General features: G+C 51.6%; 13 protein-coding genes, 1 tRNA gene and 1 pseudogene. 8 read left to right on the plus strand and 7 right to left on the minus strand.

From position 1 onward, the window contains the following. From MJZ26_12810 to MJZ26_12825, 4 genes are all read left to right on the plus strand, one after another. The coding region (locus tag MJZ26_12810; protein ID MCQ2106661.1) for a hypothetical protein at positions 1-664 on the plus strand (664 nt) is incomplete at its 5' end. Between the two features lie 44 nt (positions 665-708). Then, positions 709-2400, plus strand: a complete 1692-nt coding sequence (locus MJZ26_12815) for a M3 family oligoendopeptidase (GenBank protein MCQ2106662.1) — start codon at positions 709-711, stop codon at positions 2398-2400. 358 nt (positions 2401-2758) lie between these two features. Next, positions 2759-2843: transfer RNA gene (locus MJZ26_12820), tRNA-Ser, on the plus strand. An 82-nt stretch (positions 2844-2925) separates the two neighbouring features. After that, the gene (locus MJZ26_12825; protein ID MCQ2106663.1) at positions 2926-3240 is read left to right on the plus strand and encodes a hypothetical protein; all 315 of its coding nucleotides are present in this window, start codon (positions 2926-2928) and stop codon (positions 3238-3240) included. Between the two features lie 164 nt (positions 3241-3404). Here MJZ26_12825 and MJZ26_12830 read toward each other — a convergent pair whose 3' ends face one another. Genes MJZ26_12830 through MJZ26_12840 form a run of 3 tightly spaced genes read right to left on the minus strand, consistent with a single transcriptional unit; the run spans position 3405 to position 6158 of the window. Further along, positions 3405-3908, minus strand: coding sequence for a PAS domain-containing protein (locus MJZ26_12830; GenBank protein ID MCQ2106664.1), 504 nt, complete (start codon positions 3906-3908; stop codon positions 3405-3407). After that, positions 3905-5320: a hypothetical protein gene (locus MJZ26_12835; GenBank protein ID MCQ2106665.1), complete on the minus strand. Its 1416-nt coding sequence runs from the start codon at positions 5318-5320 to the stop codon at positions 3905-3907. Before MJZ26_12835 ends, MJZ26_12830 begins: the two co-directional genes overlap by 4 nt. After that, the gene (locus tag MJZ26_12840) at positions 5310-6158 is read right to left on the minus strand and encodes a TIGR02147 family protein (protein ID MCQ2106666.1); all 849 of its coding nucleotides are present in this window, start codon (positions 6156-6158) and stop codon (positions 5310-5312) included. The genes MJZ26_12835 and MJZ26_12840 overlap by 11 nt, the downstream gene beginning before the upstream one ends. A 194-nt stretch (positions 6159-6352) precedes the next feature. On the opposite strand from MJZ26_12840, the gene MJZ26_12845 reads away from it, so the two are divergent. Continuing rightward, positions 6353-6538 carry a hypothetical protein gene (locus MJZ26_12845; GenBank protein MCQ2106667.1) on the plus strand — a complete coding sequence of 62 codons (186 nt, stop codon included), beginning with the start codon at positions 6353-6355 and terminating at the stop codon, positions 6536-6538. A gap of 78 nt (positions 6539-6616) precedes the next feature. Here the strand turns inward: MJZ26_12845 and MJZ26_12850 are convergent, their stop codons facing one another. From MJZ26_12850 to MJZ26_12860, 3 genes are all read right to left on the minus strand, one after another. Further along, the gene (locus tag MJZ26_12850; protein ID MCQ2106668.1) at positions 6617-8236 is read right to left on the minus strand and encodes a cellulase family glycosylhydrolase; all 1620 of its coding nucleotides are present in this window, start codon (positions 8234-8236) and stop codon (positions 6617-6619) included. Between the two features lie 71 nt (positions 8237-8307). Then, positions 8308-9225, minus strand: a complete 918-nt coding sequence (locus tag MJZ26_12855; GenBank protein ID MCQ2106669.1) for a TIGR03915 family putative DNA repair protein — start codon at positions 9223-9225, stop codon at positions 8308-8310. A 39-nt stretch (positions 9226-9264) separates the two neighbouring features. Then, a complete protein-coding gene (locus MJZ26_12860; GenBank protein ID MCQ2106670.1) occupies positions 9265-10518 on the minus strand; it encodes a putative DNA modification/repair radical SAM protein in 1254 nt (417 codons plus the stop codon). Positions 10519-10743: 225 nt separating this feature from the next. On the opposite strand from MJZ26_12860, the gene MJZ26_12865 reads away from it, so the two are divergent. From MJZ26_12865 to MJZ26_12875, 3 genes and pseudogenes are all read left to right on the plus strand, one after another. Continuing rightward, on the plus strand, positions 10744-11871 hold the full coding sequence (locus tag MJZ26_12865; protein MCQ2106671.1) for a family 16 glycosylhydrolase: 1128 nt from the start codon (positions 10744-10746) through the stop codon (positions 11869-11871). 18 nt (positions 11872-11889) lie between these two features. Next, positions 11890-12714, plus strand: a pseudogene (locus MJZ26_12870) (family 16 glycosylhydrolase). Between the two features lie 249 nt (positions 12715-12963). After that, complete coding sequence (locus MJZ26_12875) at positions 12964-14319, plus strand: GntR family transcriptional regulator (GenBank protein MCQ2106672.1); 1356 nt, start codon at positions 12964-12966, stop codon at positions 14317-14319. Between the two features lie 231 nt (positions 14320-14550). On the opposite strand, the gene MJZ26_12880 is transcribed toward MJZ26_12875, so the two are convergent. Then, the coding region (locus MJZ26_12880; GenBank protein ID MCQ2106673.1) for an IMP cyclohydrolase at positions 14551-15255 on the minus strand (705 nt) is incomplete at its 5' end.

Consider the following 15255-nt stretch of genomic DNA (forward strand, 5'->3'; position numbering starts at 1 on the left):
GCCGATGAAACCTCGATTCCTGCTTTTACCTTTTATCGCCATTGTGTCTGTAGTGCTGCTACAGAGCTGCGCCGTTACCCGTAAGATAACCGCCGCCGAAATTCTATCCAATACAAAGCTGGATTTCGAGTACCTTACCCTGGATTCCGTACAGATTAACGATGACCTTTTCCCAAAGACCGGCCTTCTGGCTGGAGGACTCCTCCCCAACCCCCAGGTTGTGGCCCTGGTGCAGGACTTTGCCCGTGGTATCCTCGAAAAGGAACTGGGCTACATCGACATTACCGCTGGGGTAATTGCCAAAAGCAAGGACAAGGATACCCTCTGGATCCGCGAACTGCAGGCAACCCTCAAGCTGGACACCCTCATGGAACTGCCGATTATCCTTAAGGAATCCACAAAGATGGCTCCCGGAGACAACAAGCTGCAGCTTATCACGAGGATGCCCATCGACCGACGAATCTTTAAGCTCATGGATGTAAACACCTTGAACATAAAAGGTGTACTGACCGTTGCTCTTGACATGGACGGAGAGCCCGTGATGCTAGCCTTCGATATCGACCGACCGGTGACCCACGAAGAGAAGGTACAGCTAATGGACAACGCCCGCAACAGTATCCTGAACAACATTGTCAGCAACTGGGTCGGAGCCATAGATTTTTAACATCATTTTTCTCGATTTCAACATCGTAAATACCTAGGATTTTTATGAACCGCAACTTTGTTCCCGAGAATTTCAACGTTGACGACTCCAAGCAGGTGGAGGCCCTGTTCCAGCAGCTGCTGGACGAACAGATCCCCAATTCCGCCGACGCGCTCCGCGCCTGGATCATGAAGTGGAGCGAACTTGGATCCGTACTGAGCGAAGTCAGCTGCCGCCGCTATGTGGCCATGACCGTGAATACCAAGGACGAAGTTGCCGCCAAGGCCTATGAATCCTTCGTGGAGAACGTGGACCCAATCAGCAGCGAATTCGACGACAAGCTGAACAAAAAGCTGATGGCCCATCCTGCAAAGGACGCCCTTAAGAATGAATTCGGCGTATGGTTCAAAAGCATCCAGGTTTCTTTGGACTTGTTCAGCCCCGACAACATCCCGCTGGAAACTGAAGAAGTGAAGGCAGTGCAGGCCTACCAGAAGATTACTGGTGGCATGAGCGTTGAATTCGACGGTGGCGTAAAGACCATGCAGCAGCTTTCCGCCTACCTGGAACGCACCGACCGCGACCTTCGCGAAAAAGCCTGGCGTACCATGTGGGACCGCCGCCTGCAAGACAAGGATGCTCTGGACAAGTCCTTCGACGAGCTGTTCTCCATCCGAAACAAGATTGCAAGAAACGCCCACTGCAAGGATTACATCGACTATATCTACCTGGCAAAGCGCCGTTTTGACTACACTCCCGCCCACTGCCGCGACTTCCATGAATGCGTAGAAAAACTGGTATTGCCTCTGCTCAAGGAAATCTACAAGAAGCGCGCCGCCAAGATGGGACTTGAAAAGCTCCGTCCCTGGGATTTAGCAGTGGACCCGCTGAACCGCGCTCCCCTTACCCCGTACCAGAGTGGCGAAGAACTGATCGAGAAGGTGGACCAGATTTTTGAAAGCATCCACCCCCAGGCCGGCAAGTGGGCCCGCCAGATGCAGGCGCAGAAACTTATCGATCCGGATTCCCGACTGGGCAAGGCTCCCGGCGGATACCAGATCGGTTTTGACGAAAGCCGCCTCCCCTTCATCTTCATGAACTCCGCCAAGACGGACCGCGACATCTATACTCTGCTCCACGAATCCGGACATTCATTCCATCAGTTTGCACTTGCAAACCAGCCTATCCTCGCCTACCGAGACGTTCCTTCTGAGTTTGCAGAAGTGGCCAGCATGAGCATGGAGCTGATCGGCATGAGCAACCTGAAGCCCTTCTACGGAAACGACATTGCCTCTGCAGCCCGCAGCGCCGAAGGTGAACTTGAAGATGTAATCTGGCTGTTCCCCTGGGTTGCAAGCATCGACAGCTTCCAGCACGAACTTTACAGCCGCCCGAACCACACGGCCAAGGACCGCGAAGAAATCTGGCTCAAGATCATGGACCGCTATGACGCCGGCGTAGATTACTCCGGCCTGGAAAATGTCAAGGCAAACTTCTGGCAGAAGCAACTTCATTTGTTCGAATGCCCGTTCTACTACATCGAATACGGCATCGCCCAGCTGGGAGCCCTACAGGTCTGGGCAAACTTCAAGAAGGACCCGCAAAAGGCAATCGACGACCTGTTCAAGGCAGAAAGCCTGGGTTACAGCGTGTCTGTGCCCAAGATGTTCGAGACCGCAAACATCAAGTTCGACTTTACGGCAAAGACCATTGAACCCCTGATGCAAACCGTCTGGGATGAACTAAGCAAGTTCTAGCAACATTGGTACAACGCCGAACGTCATTCTGTAGGGAGCATCGCGACCGAATTTATCGAAGATCCAACAACAGAGGTTCGTAGCCCAACGTCATTCTGGAGGGAGCATCGCGACCGAATTTATCGAAGTTCCAACAACAGAGGTTCGTAGTCAAACGTCATTCTGGAGGGAGCGTCGCGACCGAATTTATCGAAGTTCCAACAACAGAGGTTCGTAGTCAAACGTCATTCTGGAGGGAGCGTCGCGACCGATAGAATCCAAAGCGTATTTTTTTTAGAAAAAATGCATTTTTTGTAGAAAAATACGCAAAATACCTTGACAAGCACCAAATTTAATTATATATTTGGCGCACATCCTTGGAGGGATGGCCGAGTGGTTGAAGGCGCACGCTTGGAAAGCGTGTTTACTTTACGGTAACGAGGGTTCGAATCCCTCTCCCTCTTCTAAACAAAACTTCTGAAATGTTTTGAACAAAGCATTTCAGATTTTTTCGTAAAGAAAACAACCTTAACTAGAGGTACATAAATGGCAGACGATCAGAGAGTTTATCTTGACGACATTTACGCAAGTGAAGAATGTCAGGGCTCTGTCTTCCGCGCAGTTGTTATGATGGCTCAGGAAGCTCGCTTCATCAACAAGCAGGCCGGTCAGGGTTACATCCAGCTGAACAAGAAGCCCACTACCATCGCAATGTACAAGTTCAAGGAAGGCAAGCTCTCCATTTCCGAAAAGAAGGCTGGCGAAGCTGATGCAGCAATCGAAGCCGCCGACGAAATCGAAATGACAGCAGAAAACGCAGCACAGGTCACCGCCGCTGCAGACGACGCCTTCGGCGAATAATCTCTAGCCAAACGGTTCAGAAATTGAGACGATCCTTCGGGGTCGTCTTTTTTTGTAATTGAAGCGATCCTTCGGGATCGCCTTTTTTGTTTAAGGCAAAAAGAAAACCGCCGGTCTGGAGGGACCGACGGCTTTATGTGTGTTCTATGTATGAAACTTAGGGGCTAGACCTGGGCTTCCTTCACGCGGAAAGCTTCGGGATAGGCTGCGGCAGCGCAAGCGTCGCAGAGCATGCGCCTACGTGCGTCGGCCGCAGTTGCAACGCGGATCTGCGTAGAGCAGTGAGCGCACTTTGCCAGGTAAACCACGGCCAGGCTGTTCTCGGGAGCGGCAACCTTGACGTTGTCGTCTTCGCCCTGGCGGCGAACCGTGTTACGGTACACCACCATGCCATCGGCCTTCTGGACCATTTCACGAATCAGGCTGCAGTTGAAGCTGCGACCCTTGCGGTTCTTCATGCGTACGGTAAACACGCTCTGGTCTACCGCGGCCGCCTGCTTTTGCCAATCTGCGGCATGGCGGTACAGGTCCGTAATGTAATGCCAGGTAATTTCGGATTCTTCGAAACCGAACATACGGCAGAAACGCTTGTTTGCACCAAGCAGACGGCCATGTTCGTTAACCTCGAAGTATGCCAAGTCTACGGTGTTCTTTTCGATGGTGATCATAATGCACCTCCTCTAAGATAGTACCGGTACAGTACATCGGCTGAAGTTATTGCTTTCGCACCCAATCGCACATCATCCAGCTTAAGAGCTACGTCTTCTTTACCAAAGAAAATCGGTTCGTCGGAAGATTCCAACTGCTTTACGGAAATCTCGGCCTGGTTGTCAAGTTTGCCGTTCAGGTAGATCTGCAAAGCGCCTTCGGACCATACAACCACAACGTGGGTCCATTCATTGAATTCTACAGCAGTCTTGGCTACAACCGCATTGGCGCAGCTAAGGGAATCGCCGGAACCGTCGGCCAGGAAGAATGCCAGGCTGGGCTTGTCGGCACCGCATTCACCGTTAACGACAGCCAGGCTAAAGACATCGCGATCGTCGGAATCGCCAAAGCCAAGCTTGCCCACGATGTTCTTGCGGTAGGAACCCTTGCCCACCAGGGAATCAATCTTCAGGACCGCTTCAAGAGTCATTTCGGTCAAGCTGTCCAGGGCGCCGTGGTCGTTCTCAATAACGCCGAACTGGCTTGCGGAACCAAGGGAAAGAGCCTTGCCGGAAACGCCTTCGCTCATCTTCTTCACGTCGTAAAGAAGGATCGCCTCGGTACGGCCGCGGGCGTCTGCAGTGGTAGCAAGGTCGCCACTGGCAGAAATGTAGTCCATGGGCCACCAGCTCACAAGGCCATATTCGGAAGACAGCGGCATAAGGATTTCGCTATTGCGACTGTCTGCAAACTGATCAAGCAATCCAGATTCAACGCCAGTCTGTTCACCGGCAACAGAGTTCAGCAAATCCATGGGAATAGGACCGCTGACAGAGCCGGACTTTCCGGAAAGTTGCAGCATGTAGTTGGCAGTGAGGTAGCGGGCCGGATCCGGGGACTGTGCCACGATGGCGTAGGAGCCCACAGGAATCTGCTCGAACTTGAACTTGCCCAGAGAATCGGTCTGGGTCTTCCAGCCGGAACCGGGCAGATAAACCTCGATACCGCTCAGGCTTTCCGCATCCAAAACCACACAGCCTTCGAAGCTTGCTGTCTCGGTAAGGGCAGCCTCGATTTCCTGGTTCTTGCCTTCGTAATTGATGGTGGCGTAGAACGCCAGGGAATCAGCGCTGGCGGAAATGCCATACACGCCCTGACGAAGCAACGGGAATGCAAACTTGCCTTCGGAAGACGTGGTATCCTCGAAAGCGATGGAATCAATCTTGGTATGGCGAGCAAGGACGCGGGCGTTGACCACCGGCTTACCCTTGGCATCGACCAGGATACCGGCCACCGTATTGGTCTCTTCGCTGACACCGCCCGCAACATTATTGTCGCTGGAGCAGGCGTAGAAAGCGGCAACCGCCAAAACGGAACCGGCAAAAAACTTTACGCAAGTATTCAGGGAGAACAAACGGAACTTATTCTGCATATTCTCCCCCTTCGGCAGCGGCAACCTGCTTGGTCAGCGGGAACAGCTGCACATTCAAACGGTAAACACGTTCGTTGCCGGAGTCTTCCATGACAATGGAACTGACACGGCGTCTGAAATCGGCAATTTCCTTCGCGATCTTGGCGAAGGCGTCTTCGGAAATACCGATGGTAAGACCGGAGATATCGCGTTCGTCGACAGGAACCTGGTCCAGGGACTGGACTGCCAGCTCACCCATCTGACGATGCATTTCACGGATAGCGAGACTTGCCACTTCTAGGCTACCCGTGGTAATGGACTTGTTGCCCTGCTTGAATTCGCCCTGCTCACCCTTTTCGAGGAGGCCGGTCTTCTGCAGGAGCTTAAGGGACTTCTTGACCTTGGCGGTATCGGCATCGAACATGACCTGTTCTGCCATCTTGGCGGGAGTGGCACCGTTCATGAGGGGAGCAACTTCGCGGATAACCGGATTGAGCCAGCTTTCGTAATAATCGTACTGGTCCTCGCCCACCACGGCGGTCTCGTTGTCCTTGGCCAGCTTGCGCATTTCGGCGAAGGCCTGCTTCTTTGCGGCAGAATCCTTCTCCTGGTTGAAACTGACCAGAAGCCTAAAGTACTGGAGGTCTACACCTACAAGGCCGATGGCGGAAGCCACACGTTCTACACCAGCTTCGCTGAGGTTAGCCTTGCCGTCGCAGACCAACTTTAAAAACACCGGGGAGGAATAACCAGCAGCCTTGGCAAAATCGCGCCAGGTAAAACCACTGCGGTCCTTGCGTTCCGCATAGTAGTCGCGCACGAAGATGCGAAAATTGTTGTATTCCATCACGGGTTTCATACATCCATAATATACATACTTGTATCTTGAAAGTCAACCAATTTATGATACAAAAACAAAGTTTTTAATTAAAAATCATCATTTTACGTACAATTAATTCCAAAAATCGCAGAAAATTAAGATACAAGGATACGGAAACACGTGACAAAACAGGCATAAAAATGCTATCTTTGCGCCTAGGGACGGACCTAGATATGGATAACGAACTGAAGAATCCCGAAAGCGGGATCAATAATGACGAAGCCGAAAAGGCAAAAATCGCGAGAATCAAGAGAATGCGTGGCTGGCTAGGCGTAAAAAGCGCCGGCATATCAGGCGGTCACGCCGACAGCTTCGAACCTCTCCTGCCCGGCGAAGGCCATTCCGGCTGGAACAGATAGTCCCTGCGCAGCATATAAAGCATGTAAAAAGTCCCGCGGAAAAACCGCAAGACTTTTTGATTTAAGCTCTAGTGGCTATTAGTCAAGATCCTTGACGACCATGATACCGCTGCGTTCGGTCTTGGGATACTGACGCATGCCTTCACCGCCCTTACCCTTGTCCAATACTTCAAGGAGCTCGCCCTTGGTGGAATAGAGATGAAGTTCCCACGGGCCGTTGGGCGCATTGAAGTAACCGGAGTTCTTCTGCACATTGCGCTGGAAGGTTCGGTTAAGACGGTCTGCAACACTGCGGGCCTGCACCAGGCTGATATCGGAAAGCATCCAGGAGATAGGAACGCCACCCATGTCGAAAATCAGCAAGGCGTCGTTATCGGTGTCTTCCTTCATGGTGAACTTCCAGCTGAAGTTCTGCCAGCTGGTACTAAGGTCAAGAATTCGGCCGTTTGCGTAGGGCGTATATTCCTCGCAGTCCTTCTTGATGTTCACATTCAAGGTACGGGGCTTGTCGGCCTTGGCGCGCATGCTGAAAACGTAGGTCACACCGTTACGCAGGGGGAAATGCTGCTTGAACTGCAGATTCCAGGATTCCTTGCCGCCCTTCTTGATATCAAACTTGGCGACACCATCCTGAACCTTGACCTCGGCCTGACCACCCCAGAAGTCGGTTACCCAGCCACTGAGTTGCTCTTCGGAGGAGAAATTACCATTCTGGATGATGTTTGCACCGGTGGAAAGAGAACCTGTGTTATAATCCTTGTTCTGGATAAAGTTGGGAATGATACTTGTATTCTGGATGCCGTTGGGACTATCCAGGCAGATTTCCTTACCCCAGCTGACCAGGGTATTGACAGAACCGTGGACGGTCATATCCATTTCGGGACTGTCGAAGTTGCCCGGACCCCAGCTCCAAGCGAGCCAGCCGATATCAAGACGTTCGGCTTCGGACATAATGAACTTGTATGGAATGGCCTTGACGCCACCCACAGCCACCGGAGCGAATTCACCGATAACCAGGGGAAGCTTGAGTTCTACAGATTTCTCGAGAGTGCCGCGAACGCGATCTTCAACTGTGGCGTAGCCGGTCTTTTCGGCATCGTGACGTTCGGAAGGCCACCACATGTGAATGGAGAACAGCAAGTTATGTTCCGGATCGGCCTGCAACAGACGGGGGCCGACCTCCAGAAGATTCTTTTCGCTCTGACCCCACATATCAGCGTCGATCATGATAGGAACGCGGATATTGGCGGCACGCATGCGGGTAACAATCAGGGAGTAGACATCAAAGAACTCAGAAGGATCCTGTTCTTCGGCACCAGGCTCATTACCGATATTGATAATCAGGTACTGCTGGTGATTGAAGATCATCTGCAAGGTTTCTTCGCGAGTCCAGAATTCCAATGCTTCGTGGAGACGGTCCCAGTTGCCCGTGGTATCGTGAATTTCGGGAATGGGAATCATACCGTTGGTGATGCATTCAGTAATGATATGGTCCAGGTCGCTGATACGGCCTCGGGTGTTCCACACGATTCGGACGCAGTTTGCACCGGTCTTTGCAATTTCAGGAATGGTCTTTCCTTCGCGATCAGTCCAGATGAACATGTGGTTGATGCCGCGAAGAACGACCTTTTCGTTGTCCTTGCTGTAAAGGAATCTATCTTGAACAAAGAAGCCGGGTTTTACAGACGTCAAATTCATGAATGCGTACTCCACTTTTTACACTGTAAAGATATAATTATTTGGCTAGAATAACCATAATAAACATAAAATTACGCAAGTACTCGTTGTGAAGCATTCATCTTCGCCACTTCGGACGGAAGAGCCACTGCAAAAGGTTGATTTTGGGGCTTCTGGAGACTCGTTTGAGGTTGCCGGGACCGCGACATGCCGCCCAGTCCGGAGGCCGCCATGCCAATTCCGGAGGCCGCCAGGCTCTGAGGGCCGTTGCGTTCAGTCAGATGTTTCCAGTAACGTACAGGCAGACACCGCCTGAGGAGCTTAGGATTTTCTCGTTCCTTGATGGCTATGACATTGTAGTAGTCCCGCCATAGCTGAGAAAGTTCGTCGGGCGGCATGCCTGCCCTGACTGCCTCTATGCTGGGGACGGTTACCATCTGGGCGGAACGCCCGTCGTAATAGACCCCGTAGTCACGCTTGGAATCGTAAATTGCCCAGCGCTCGTTGGCGAAACGACCGCGGAAGTGGGCGGTCATCAGCTCCACTATGTCGTACTTGGGCTCGATTTCGGCAAAGTAGGTTCCGTCGGAAAGCTTATCGAACCGAACCATCCCCAGCATGTCGCCCGCTTCGCGGCGGACCGACTGGGCAATCATATACAGCGGAAGCATTTCCTTGGACGTCGGATTCTTGGCGTAATTAGGGTCGATGCCAGCGAAAAGCTTGCGGAGGTAGGCCAACATCTTCATCTCGATGCCGGCTTCCTCCGAACGGAAGACAATGTTGAGCAAGTTAAGGATCTCGACCCCGGCCGCGTTGACGATAGCCCGCTTAAGCCTGCGGGCCGATTCATCGGAAGTTTCTACCTTAAACGGCTGCATGAACAAGTCCGTTGCCTGGGCCTGCGCGCGGTCTGGAAGGATTTCACCCACCTGCAGACGCTGTCGATAAACCTCGAAGACAACGCTGAGGAAACCGTCAAAAGTTGAATCATACGTAATAGAAAGCATAATATTTCATTATCCCGCTGGTTATTGGCCGTAGGAATCCTAGGCAATCAGGTTCAAAGGTTGGCTGAACAAGTCCAGCTGAATAGGTTTGTTTTGCTGCACAAGCAAGGGGCGCACCATCTCGGGATAAAGCCGTCGCAAGTACGCAGGCGTATCGGGATGGTAAATGAAGTACTTGGCGCGCTTCATGGCCACACCCATCTTTTTCAGGTCGTCCAACCGTATTTTGCCATACCGCCGGCCCGAGGCAATCAGTCTTGCCGACTTTACGCCGATTCCAGGCACCCGTAGGAGCATTTCGTAATCCGCCGTCTGGATGTCAATGGGGAAAAACTCAGGATGCCGCAAGGCCCAGGCCACTTTCGGGTCCAGTTCCAGATCCAAATTCGGATGGTCCTTGTCAAGAATCTCGTCGTAATTGAACTTGTAGAATCGCATCAGCCAGTCGGCCTGGTACAGCCTGTGTTCGCGAACCAGCGGGGGCTTTGTAGTAATGACAGGCAAACGCTTGTCGGCATTGATGGGAACATAGCCCGAAAAGTAGACTCGTTTCATCTGCTGTTGCTTGTAAAATCCGTTGGAAAGCGTTAAAATCTGGAAATCGGTCTCCCCCGACGCCCCCACAATCATCTGGGTGCTCTGCCCCGCAGGCAGGAACCGCGGAGAATATCGGGAAAAGTTACCGCCGGCGTTATATTCAATCTTTCGCTCCGCCAGATAGTTCATGGGGCGGTATATGGATTCATGGTTCTTTTCGGGCGCCAGGTATTGTAGCGCCTTGTCCGACGGGATTTCGATATTCACGCTGCTGCGGTCTGCATAAAGCCCCGCCTCGTGAAGCAGCCGGGACGACGCTCCGGGAATGCTCTTGAGATGGATGTAACCGCCGAACTTGTGGACGGTACGTAACTCCTTTGCCACCTTGATCAAAAGTTCCATCGTGTAGTCGGGAGTGCCTACCACCGCGGAACTGAGAAACAGCCCCTCGATATAGTTACGGCGGTAAAATTCCAAGGTCAGGTTGATCAGTTCCTTAGGCGTGAACGTGGCCCTGGGGATATCGTTACTGCGACGATTAACACAATAGGCACAATCATACTTGCAGGCATTGCTCAGGAGCACCTTCAAAAGTGAAATACAGCGCCCGTCGGCAGCCCATGTATGGCAAATACCTGCACTGCAGGCGTTCCCCAACCCGCCCTTTGGAGATTGGCGATTGGAACCGCTAGACGAGCAAGATACGTCATACTTGGCGGAATCAGCCAAAATGTTCAATTTTTCACGAATATCCACGAATCGCCCACGCTAAAACTGATTTTTTGCACACTTGTTCTTTTGTTCACTACACAATATAAAACTTACTGCTCAAAAAGGCAAGTGCCGTTGGTGAAAAAAATTTTCGTATTTCGCATCGCGCAAAATACAGTCGATACACTTATGATACTTAGTCATTCCATCATCTTGTGCAAAAACATTCTTGTTTTTAACTTTCATATCGGTGTATAAAAGGAGCTGAACATGAATCTTAAAAAGTCTCTCGCTGTGGTTGCTGTTGCCGCCGCAGCTGTATGTGCCAAGGATTATTCCGGCGCTGAACTTTACACCCTCGACGAATACATGTACGGCAAGTACGAAGCCCGTATGTACATGGGTGCTACTTCCGGAACCATCAGTTCCATGTTCCTCTACCACAACGGCTCTGAAACCGGCGAAGGCCCCTGGGTCGAAGTTGATATCGAAGTCCTGGGCAAGAATCCCAGCAGTTTCCAGTCCAATATCATTACTGGTAGAGCTGGCGCTCAGGTCACAAGCGAAAAGCATCATTCCGTAAGCCCCGCTGCAAACGCAGGTTTCCACACCTACGGCATCGAATGGACTCCCAACTACGTCCGTTGGACTGTAGACGGCGTCGAAGTCCGTAAGACAGTAGGCGGCCAGGTTTCCGATCTTAAGCTTACTCAGGGCCTTCGCTTTAATCTCTGGTCCAGCGAGGATCCGGGTTGGGTGGGCGCATTCAACGACAACAACCTCCCCATCTTCCAGTTCATCAACTGGGTGAAGGCCTATAAGTACACTCCGGGCCAGGGCGAAAACGGATCCGACTTTACCCTGGACTGGACAGACAATTTTGATACTTTTGACGGCAGCCGCTGGGGCAAGGGCAACTGGACCTTCGACGGCAACCGCGTTGACCTTACCGAAAACAACATCTATTCCAAGGATGGCATGCTGATTCTCGCCCTCACCAAGAAGGGCCAGGAAATGTTCAACGGCCAGGTTCCCAAGGACAATGAAGTGCTCCCCCAGAGCTCCAGCAGTTCCCAGGTGCAGCCTCAGTCCTCCTCCAGTAGCCAGCAGAACCCTTGGCAGCCCCAGTCCTCCTCTAGCAGCAATCCCTGGGTTGATGTTCAGCCCGTTTCATCCAGTTCCCGGGTTACTGATCTTGAAATCAACCCGAACCTGCCGACGGAAGGTCCTGCCGATCCCATCGAAATTACCGATCCTCTCCAGCCCTTTGATCCGGCAGCCATCAAGCAGAACCGCGACATCAAGCTCCAAAAGAAGAGCCGCGGTACTGTGAACGCCAAGGGCGAACGAGTGAACAAGGCTAACGCAAGCCGTTACCGCGTGGACTTTGAACTTTAATCAGGAATTAAGCCTATTATGAACTTCAAGAAATCACTCTCCATTCTGGCCATGGCCACCGCCGCCGTATGCGCCAAGGATTACTCCGGCGCAGAACTCTATACCTCCGAAACCTGGATGTATGGCAAGTTCGAGGCCCGCATGCAGATGGCAGTTGGTTCCGGAACCGTCAGCTCCATGTTCCTCTACCACAACGACTCCTACCTGGGATGCGATGAACCCTGGGTGGAAGTGGATATCGAAGTTCTTGGCAAGAATCCCAACGAATTCCAGTCCAACATTATTACCGGCAACGGCCCTAACGACGGCTGCGCCGACAAAAAATCCTACAGCGAGCAGCTCCATCCCATGAGCCCCGCCGTAGACAAGGTTTACCATACCTACGGCCTGGAATGGACTCCGGATTACGTCAGCTGGATTATCGACGGCGTTGAAGTCCGCAGAACCAAGAAGGGCGAACTGAACAAGGACGGCCGCGACCAGGTCGCAGACCTTGGCCTTAGGGAACAGGGTCTCCGCTTTAACCTGTGGGCCTCCGAGGAACCGGCATGGGTCGGCCCCTGGGATGACGCCATCCTTCCCGTTAACCAGTACATCAACTGGGTCAAGGTTTACAAGTACACCCCGGGCGCAGGCGAAGACGGTACCGACTTTACCCTGGACTGGGTGGACGACTTCGATACAGAAGATGTCTACCGCTGGGGCTACGGCAACTGGACCTTTGACGGCAACCGCGTTGACCTTTCCATCTTCAACGCCACCGTATTGCAGGGCTCCATGGTTCTTTCCCTGACCAAGGCTGGCGAAGAAGGCTTTAATGGAACTGTTCCCGCCGACGGCGACACCCCCAATTCCATCGGCAAGATTGGTCCTAACGTAAGACGCGGCCATATGCAGATGAACACATTCAACGCCAAGGGTGAACGCGTAAACAAGGCTCATGCAAGCCGTTGCCGTGTAGACTTTAACCTCTAGTTAAAAGAATCTCCAACCCCAAACAACCCAGCCTGTGCGGCCTCCGTCGCACAGGCTTTTTTTGTCAATCTGTATCCATTGTACAGCAAAATTCGATCATTTTGTTATTTTTTTAACGTGAAAGACCGAATTATACGACAGCTTCTGAATACACCCCACAAGGATGGCGATAGACTTCCTTCTGTTCGTTCCATGATCGAAGCCTACGGAGCCAGTTCCGGAACAGTCCAGGCTGTACTGAAAACTTTGGCCGAAAGTTCCATGATTTGCAAAATCCAGGGCAAGGGCTGCTTCTGGGGCAAGGATCCCACCTTGACGGCGGTTCCAGAAATCAGGCTATCCACCATGGAAAAACTGAACAGGGATTTTGACCAGGATTTCAAGCAAGGGTTCCTAAAGCCCAGCACTCCCCTACCCCAAGGCAAGGAACTTTCTGCCCGTTACAATGTTTCGCAAAACACCCTTCGAAAATTTCTAGAAAACAAGGTGAACCAGGGTCTCCTGGCAAAACAGGGGCGACAGTATTTCTTCTATAACCGACGTAAAGCCGAGAACAAGGAAAACCTTAGCGAACTCATCTTTGTAACCCGTTGCAATAGCTGGGGCGGCTTTACCGCCGAAAGTGAACGAGAACTGGATTTTTTGCGACTGGTGTACAAGACTGCTGGCGCAAACAGGTACAAGCTTACCTTGTTCGGCATCAACGACGCTACAGGCGAACTGATCGACCGTAACGGAAATCCTTGCAAGCTGTCAGAACATCCTAACGCCGTTGGAGCAATCCTTTCGACCCTACTGGTGCAGAAGTTCCACCCCCTGCTGAACTTCTTTGCCAGCGTAAAATTTCCTGTGGCCGTATGGTGGGAACATCCCGAAGAGAACGTTCCTAGAAGTTTCTTGAAAAAGCCGAACTGGACTTTCTTCAACTCCACCTTCGGTAAGAAACCTGGCGTGGAAATGGGACGATTCCTGAAGAAGAACGGGATCCTTGAAATCAATTACATTTCGCCCTTCCACAACAGTTCCTGGTCCAAGGATAGACTTGCAGGATTGCTGGACGCTGGCCTCACTGTACACGCCTATGTTGATGACGAATTCGCCAGCCCCTGGGACTATAAGCAGATTGCCCGCAAGAAGGTTGAAAAACATTCTGTAGAAATTTTTGCCAGAACCTTGATCCGCGAAAAATTGGAATCACTAACGACTCAGGCCAAGGAAGACGGAAGCATTCTACCGTGTGTATGCGTTAACGACGAAGTGGCCGGTATCCTGCTAGAGATGGGCGATAACGAATTAACGGAACAGCTCATCGCCTTCGACAACTCCATGGAAAGCTACCTGCAAAGAATTCCGTCCTTTGACTTCAATACCGAAGCGCTCATCGAGCACATCTTCTATTACCTGAGCAATCCATCAGCCTTTGGCGATAAAAAGAAAATCCACCACATTTTAGGAAATGTTGTTGAAAAATAGCGAAACAATTCCGCAAAAACAAAGGCCCCAAAAAGGGGCCTTCATTTTTCAACAACATTTCCATTTATGAATTATTAAGTACGAATTATGAGAATAATAGTCGCGGCTATACAACACTTAGAGCTCCGCTCTTTAGTGGCTGTTATCCACTTTGTGGAGAAGCCGCCTAACTAAGTCTCATAATTCATACATCGTAATTCATAATTGACTTTGATCTAGACAAAAACAAGTTTACTTGTTTTTGTTGACGATCAAAGTCTTTGCCTTGAAGGTCTTGCGATCGATGACCTTGACCATCAGGGAAACCTTGTTATCCTTGTCCAGGGCGTTCCAGTACTTCTTCAGGTTTTCTTCGGCAGAGTCAAAGATGGGCATGAGCTTCGGAGAACCTTCGAAGGAAGGAATGGGCTTACCGTCGGTGACGTAAGTGCTGATGAAGTGACCAAGACCCGGCAGAGCCTTTTCGAATTCAAAAGTAGCACGTTCGCAGCCAGCGTCTTCGCAGTTGTTGCGGGACTTCAGGATGCTTAACTTGTACAAAGCCGGCTGTGCGTTCTTGTAGTGGATACCGGAAATACGCGGGGTGAAGTTGGGAGCGTCGTCTTCGTACTGACGGGTTGCGAGAGCACTTTCGAAGGTGCCGCCCAGCTTGATGGCGTCATAGATGGTATCGGTCTGGTCGCCGTTGGTAATGATCTGCACGTCGGCAGTGTGGCGAGCCGGATAGTAGATGATGAGGTGCGGGTCGGTGAGCTTGGATTCGTCGAAAGCCTTGGTCTTCATGAAGCCAGTCTTTGCTTCCATTTCGAACACACGGTTACGGCTATTCACGCTGCGGCCCATGATCCAGTAGACCTGCACGAAGGACTTGCCATCGGGGCTAGTGCCGAGGACGATGCCACGACCAGGATACGGGTTCTTGGCGAGAGCCTTGAA

The sequence above is a fragment of the Fibrobacter sp. genome, assembly GCA_024398965.1.
Taxonomy (GTDB): Bacteria; Fibrobacterota; Fibrobacteria; order Fibrobacterales; family Fibrobacteraceae; genus Fibrobacter.

Coding starts and splice junctions, on each gene's coding strand:
- MJZ26_12845 (MCQ2106667.1), top strand. CDS start 6,353: ATGGATAACGAACTGAAGAATCCCGAAAGCGGGATCAATAATGACGAA.
- MJZ26_12835 (MCQ2106665.1), bottom strand. CDS start 5,320: ATGCAGAATAAGTTCCGTTTGTTCTCCCTGAATACTTGCGTAAAGTTT.
- MJZ26_12865 (MCQ2106671.1), top strand. CDS start 10,744: ATGAATCTTAAAAAGTCTCTCGCTGTGGTTGCTGTTGCCGCCGCAGCT.
- MJZ26_12830 (MCQ2106664.1), bottom strand. CDS start 3,908: ATGATCACCATCGAAAAGAACACCGTAGACTTGGCATACTTCGAGGTT.
- MJZ26_12855 (MCQ2106669.1), bottom strand. CDS start 9,225: ATGCTTTCTATTACGTATGATTCAACTTTTGACGGTTTCCTCAGCGTT.
- MJZ26_12825 (MCQ2106663.1), top strand. CDS start 2,926: ATGGCAGACGATCAGAGAGTTTATCTTGACGACATTTACGCAAGTGAA.
- MJZ26_12840 (MCQ2106666.1), bottom strand. CDS start 6,158: ATGAAACCCGTGATGGAATACAACAATTTTCGCATCTTCGTGCGCGAC.
- MJZ26_12850 (MCQ2106668.1), bottom strand. CDS start 8,236: ATGAATTTGACGTCTGTAAAACCCGGCTTCTTTGTTCAAGATAGATTC.
- MJZ26_12815 (MCQ2106662.1), top strand. CDS start 709: ATGAACCGCAACTTTGTTCCCGAGAATTTCAACGTTGACGACTCCAAG.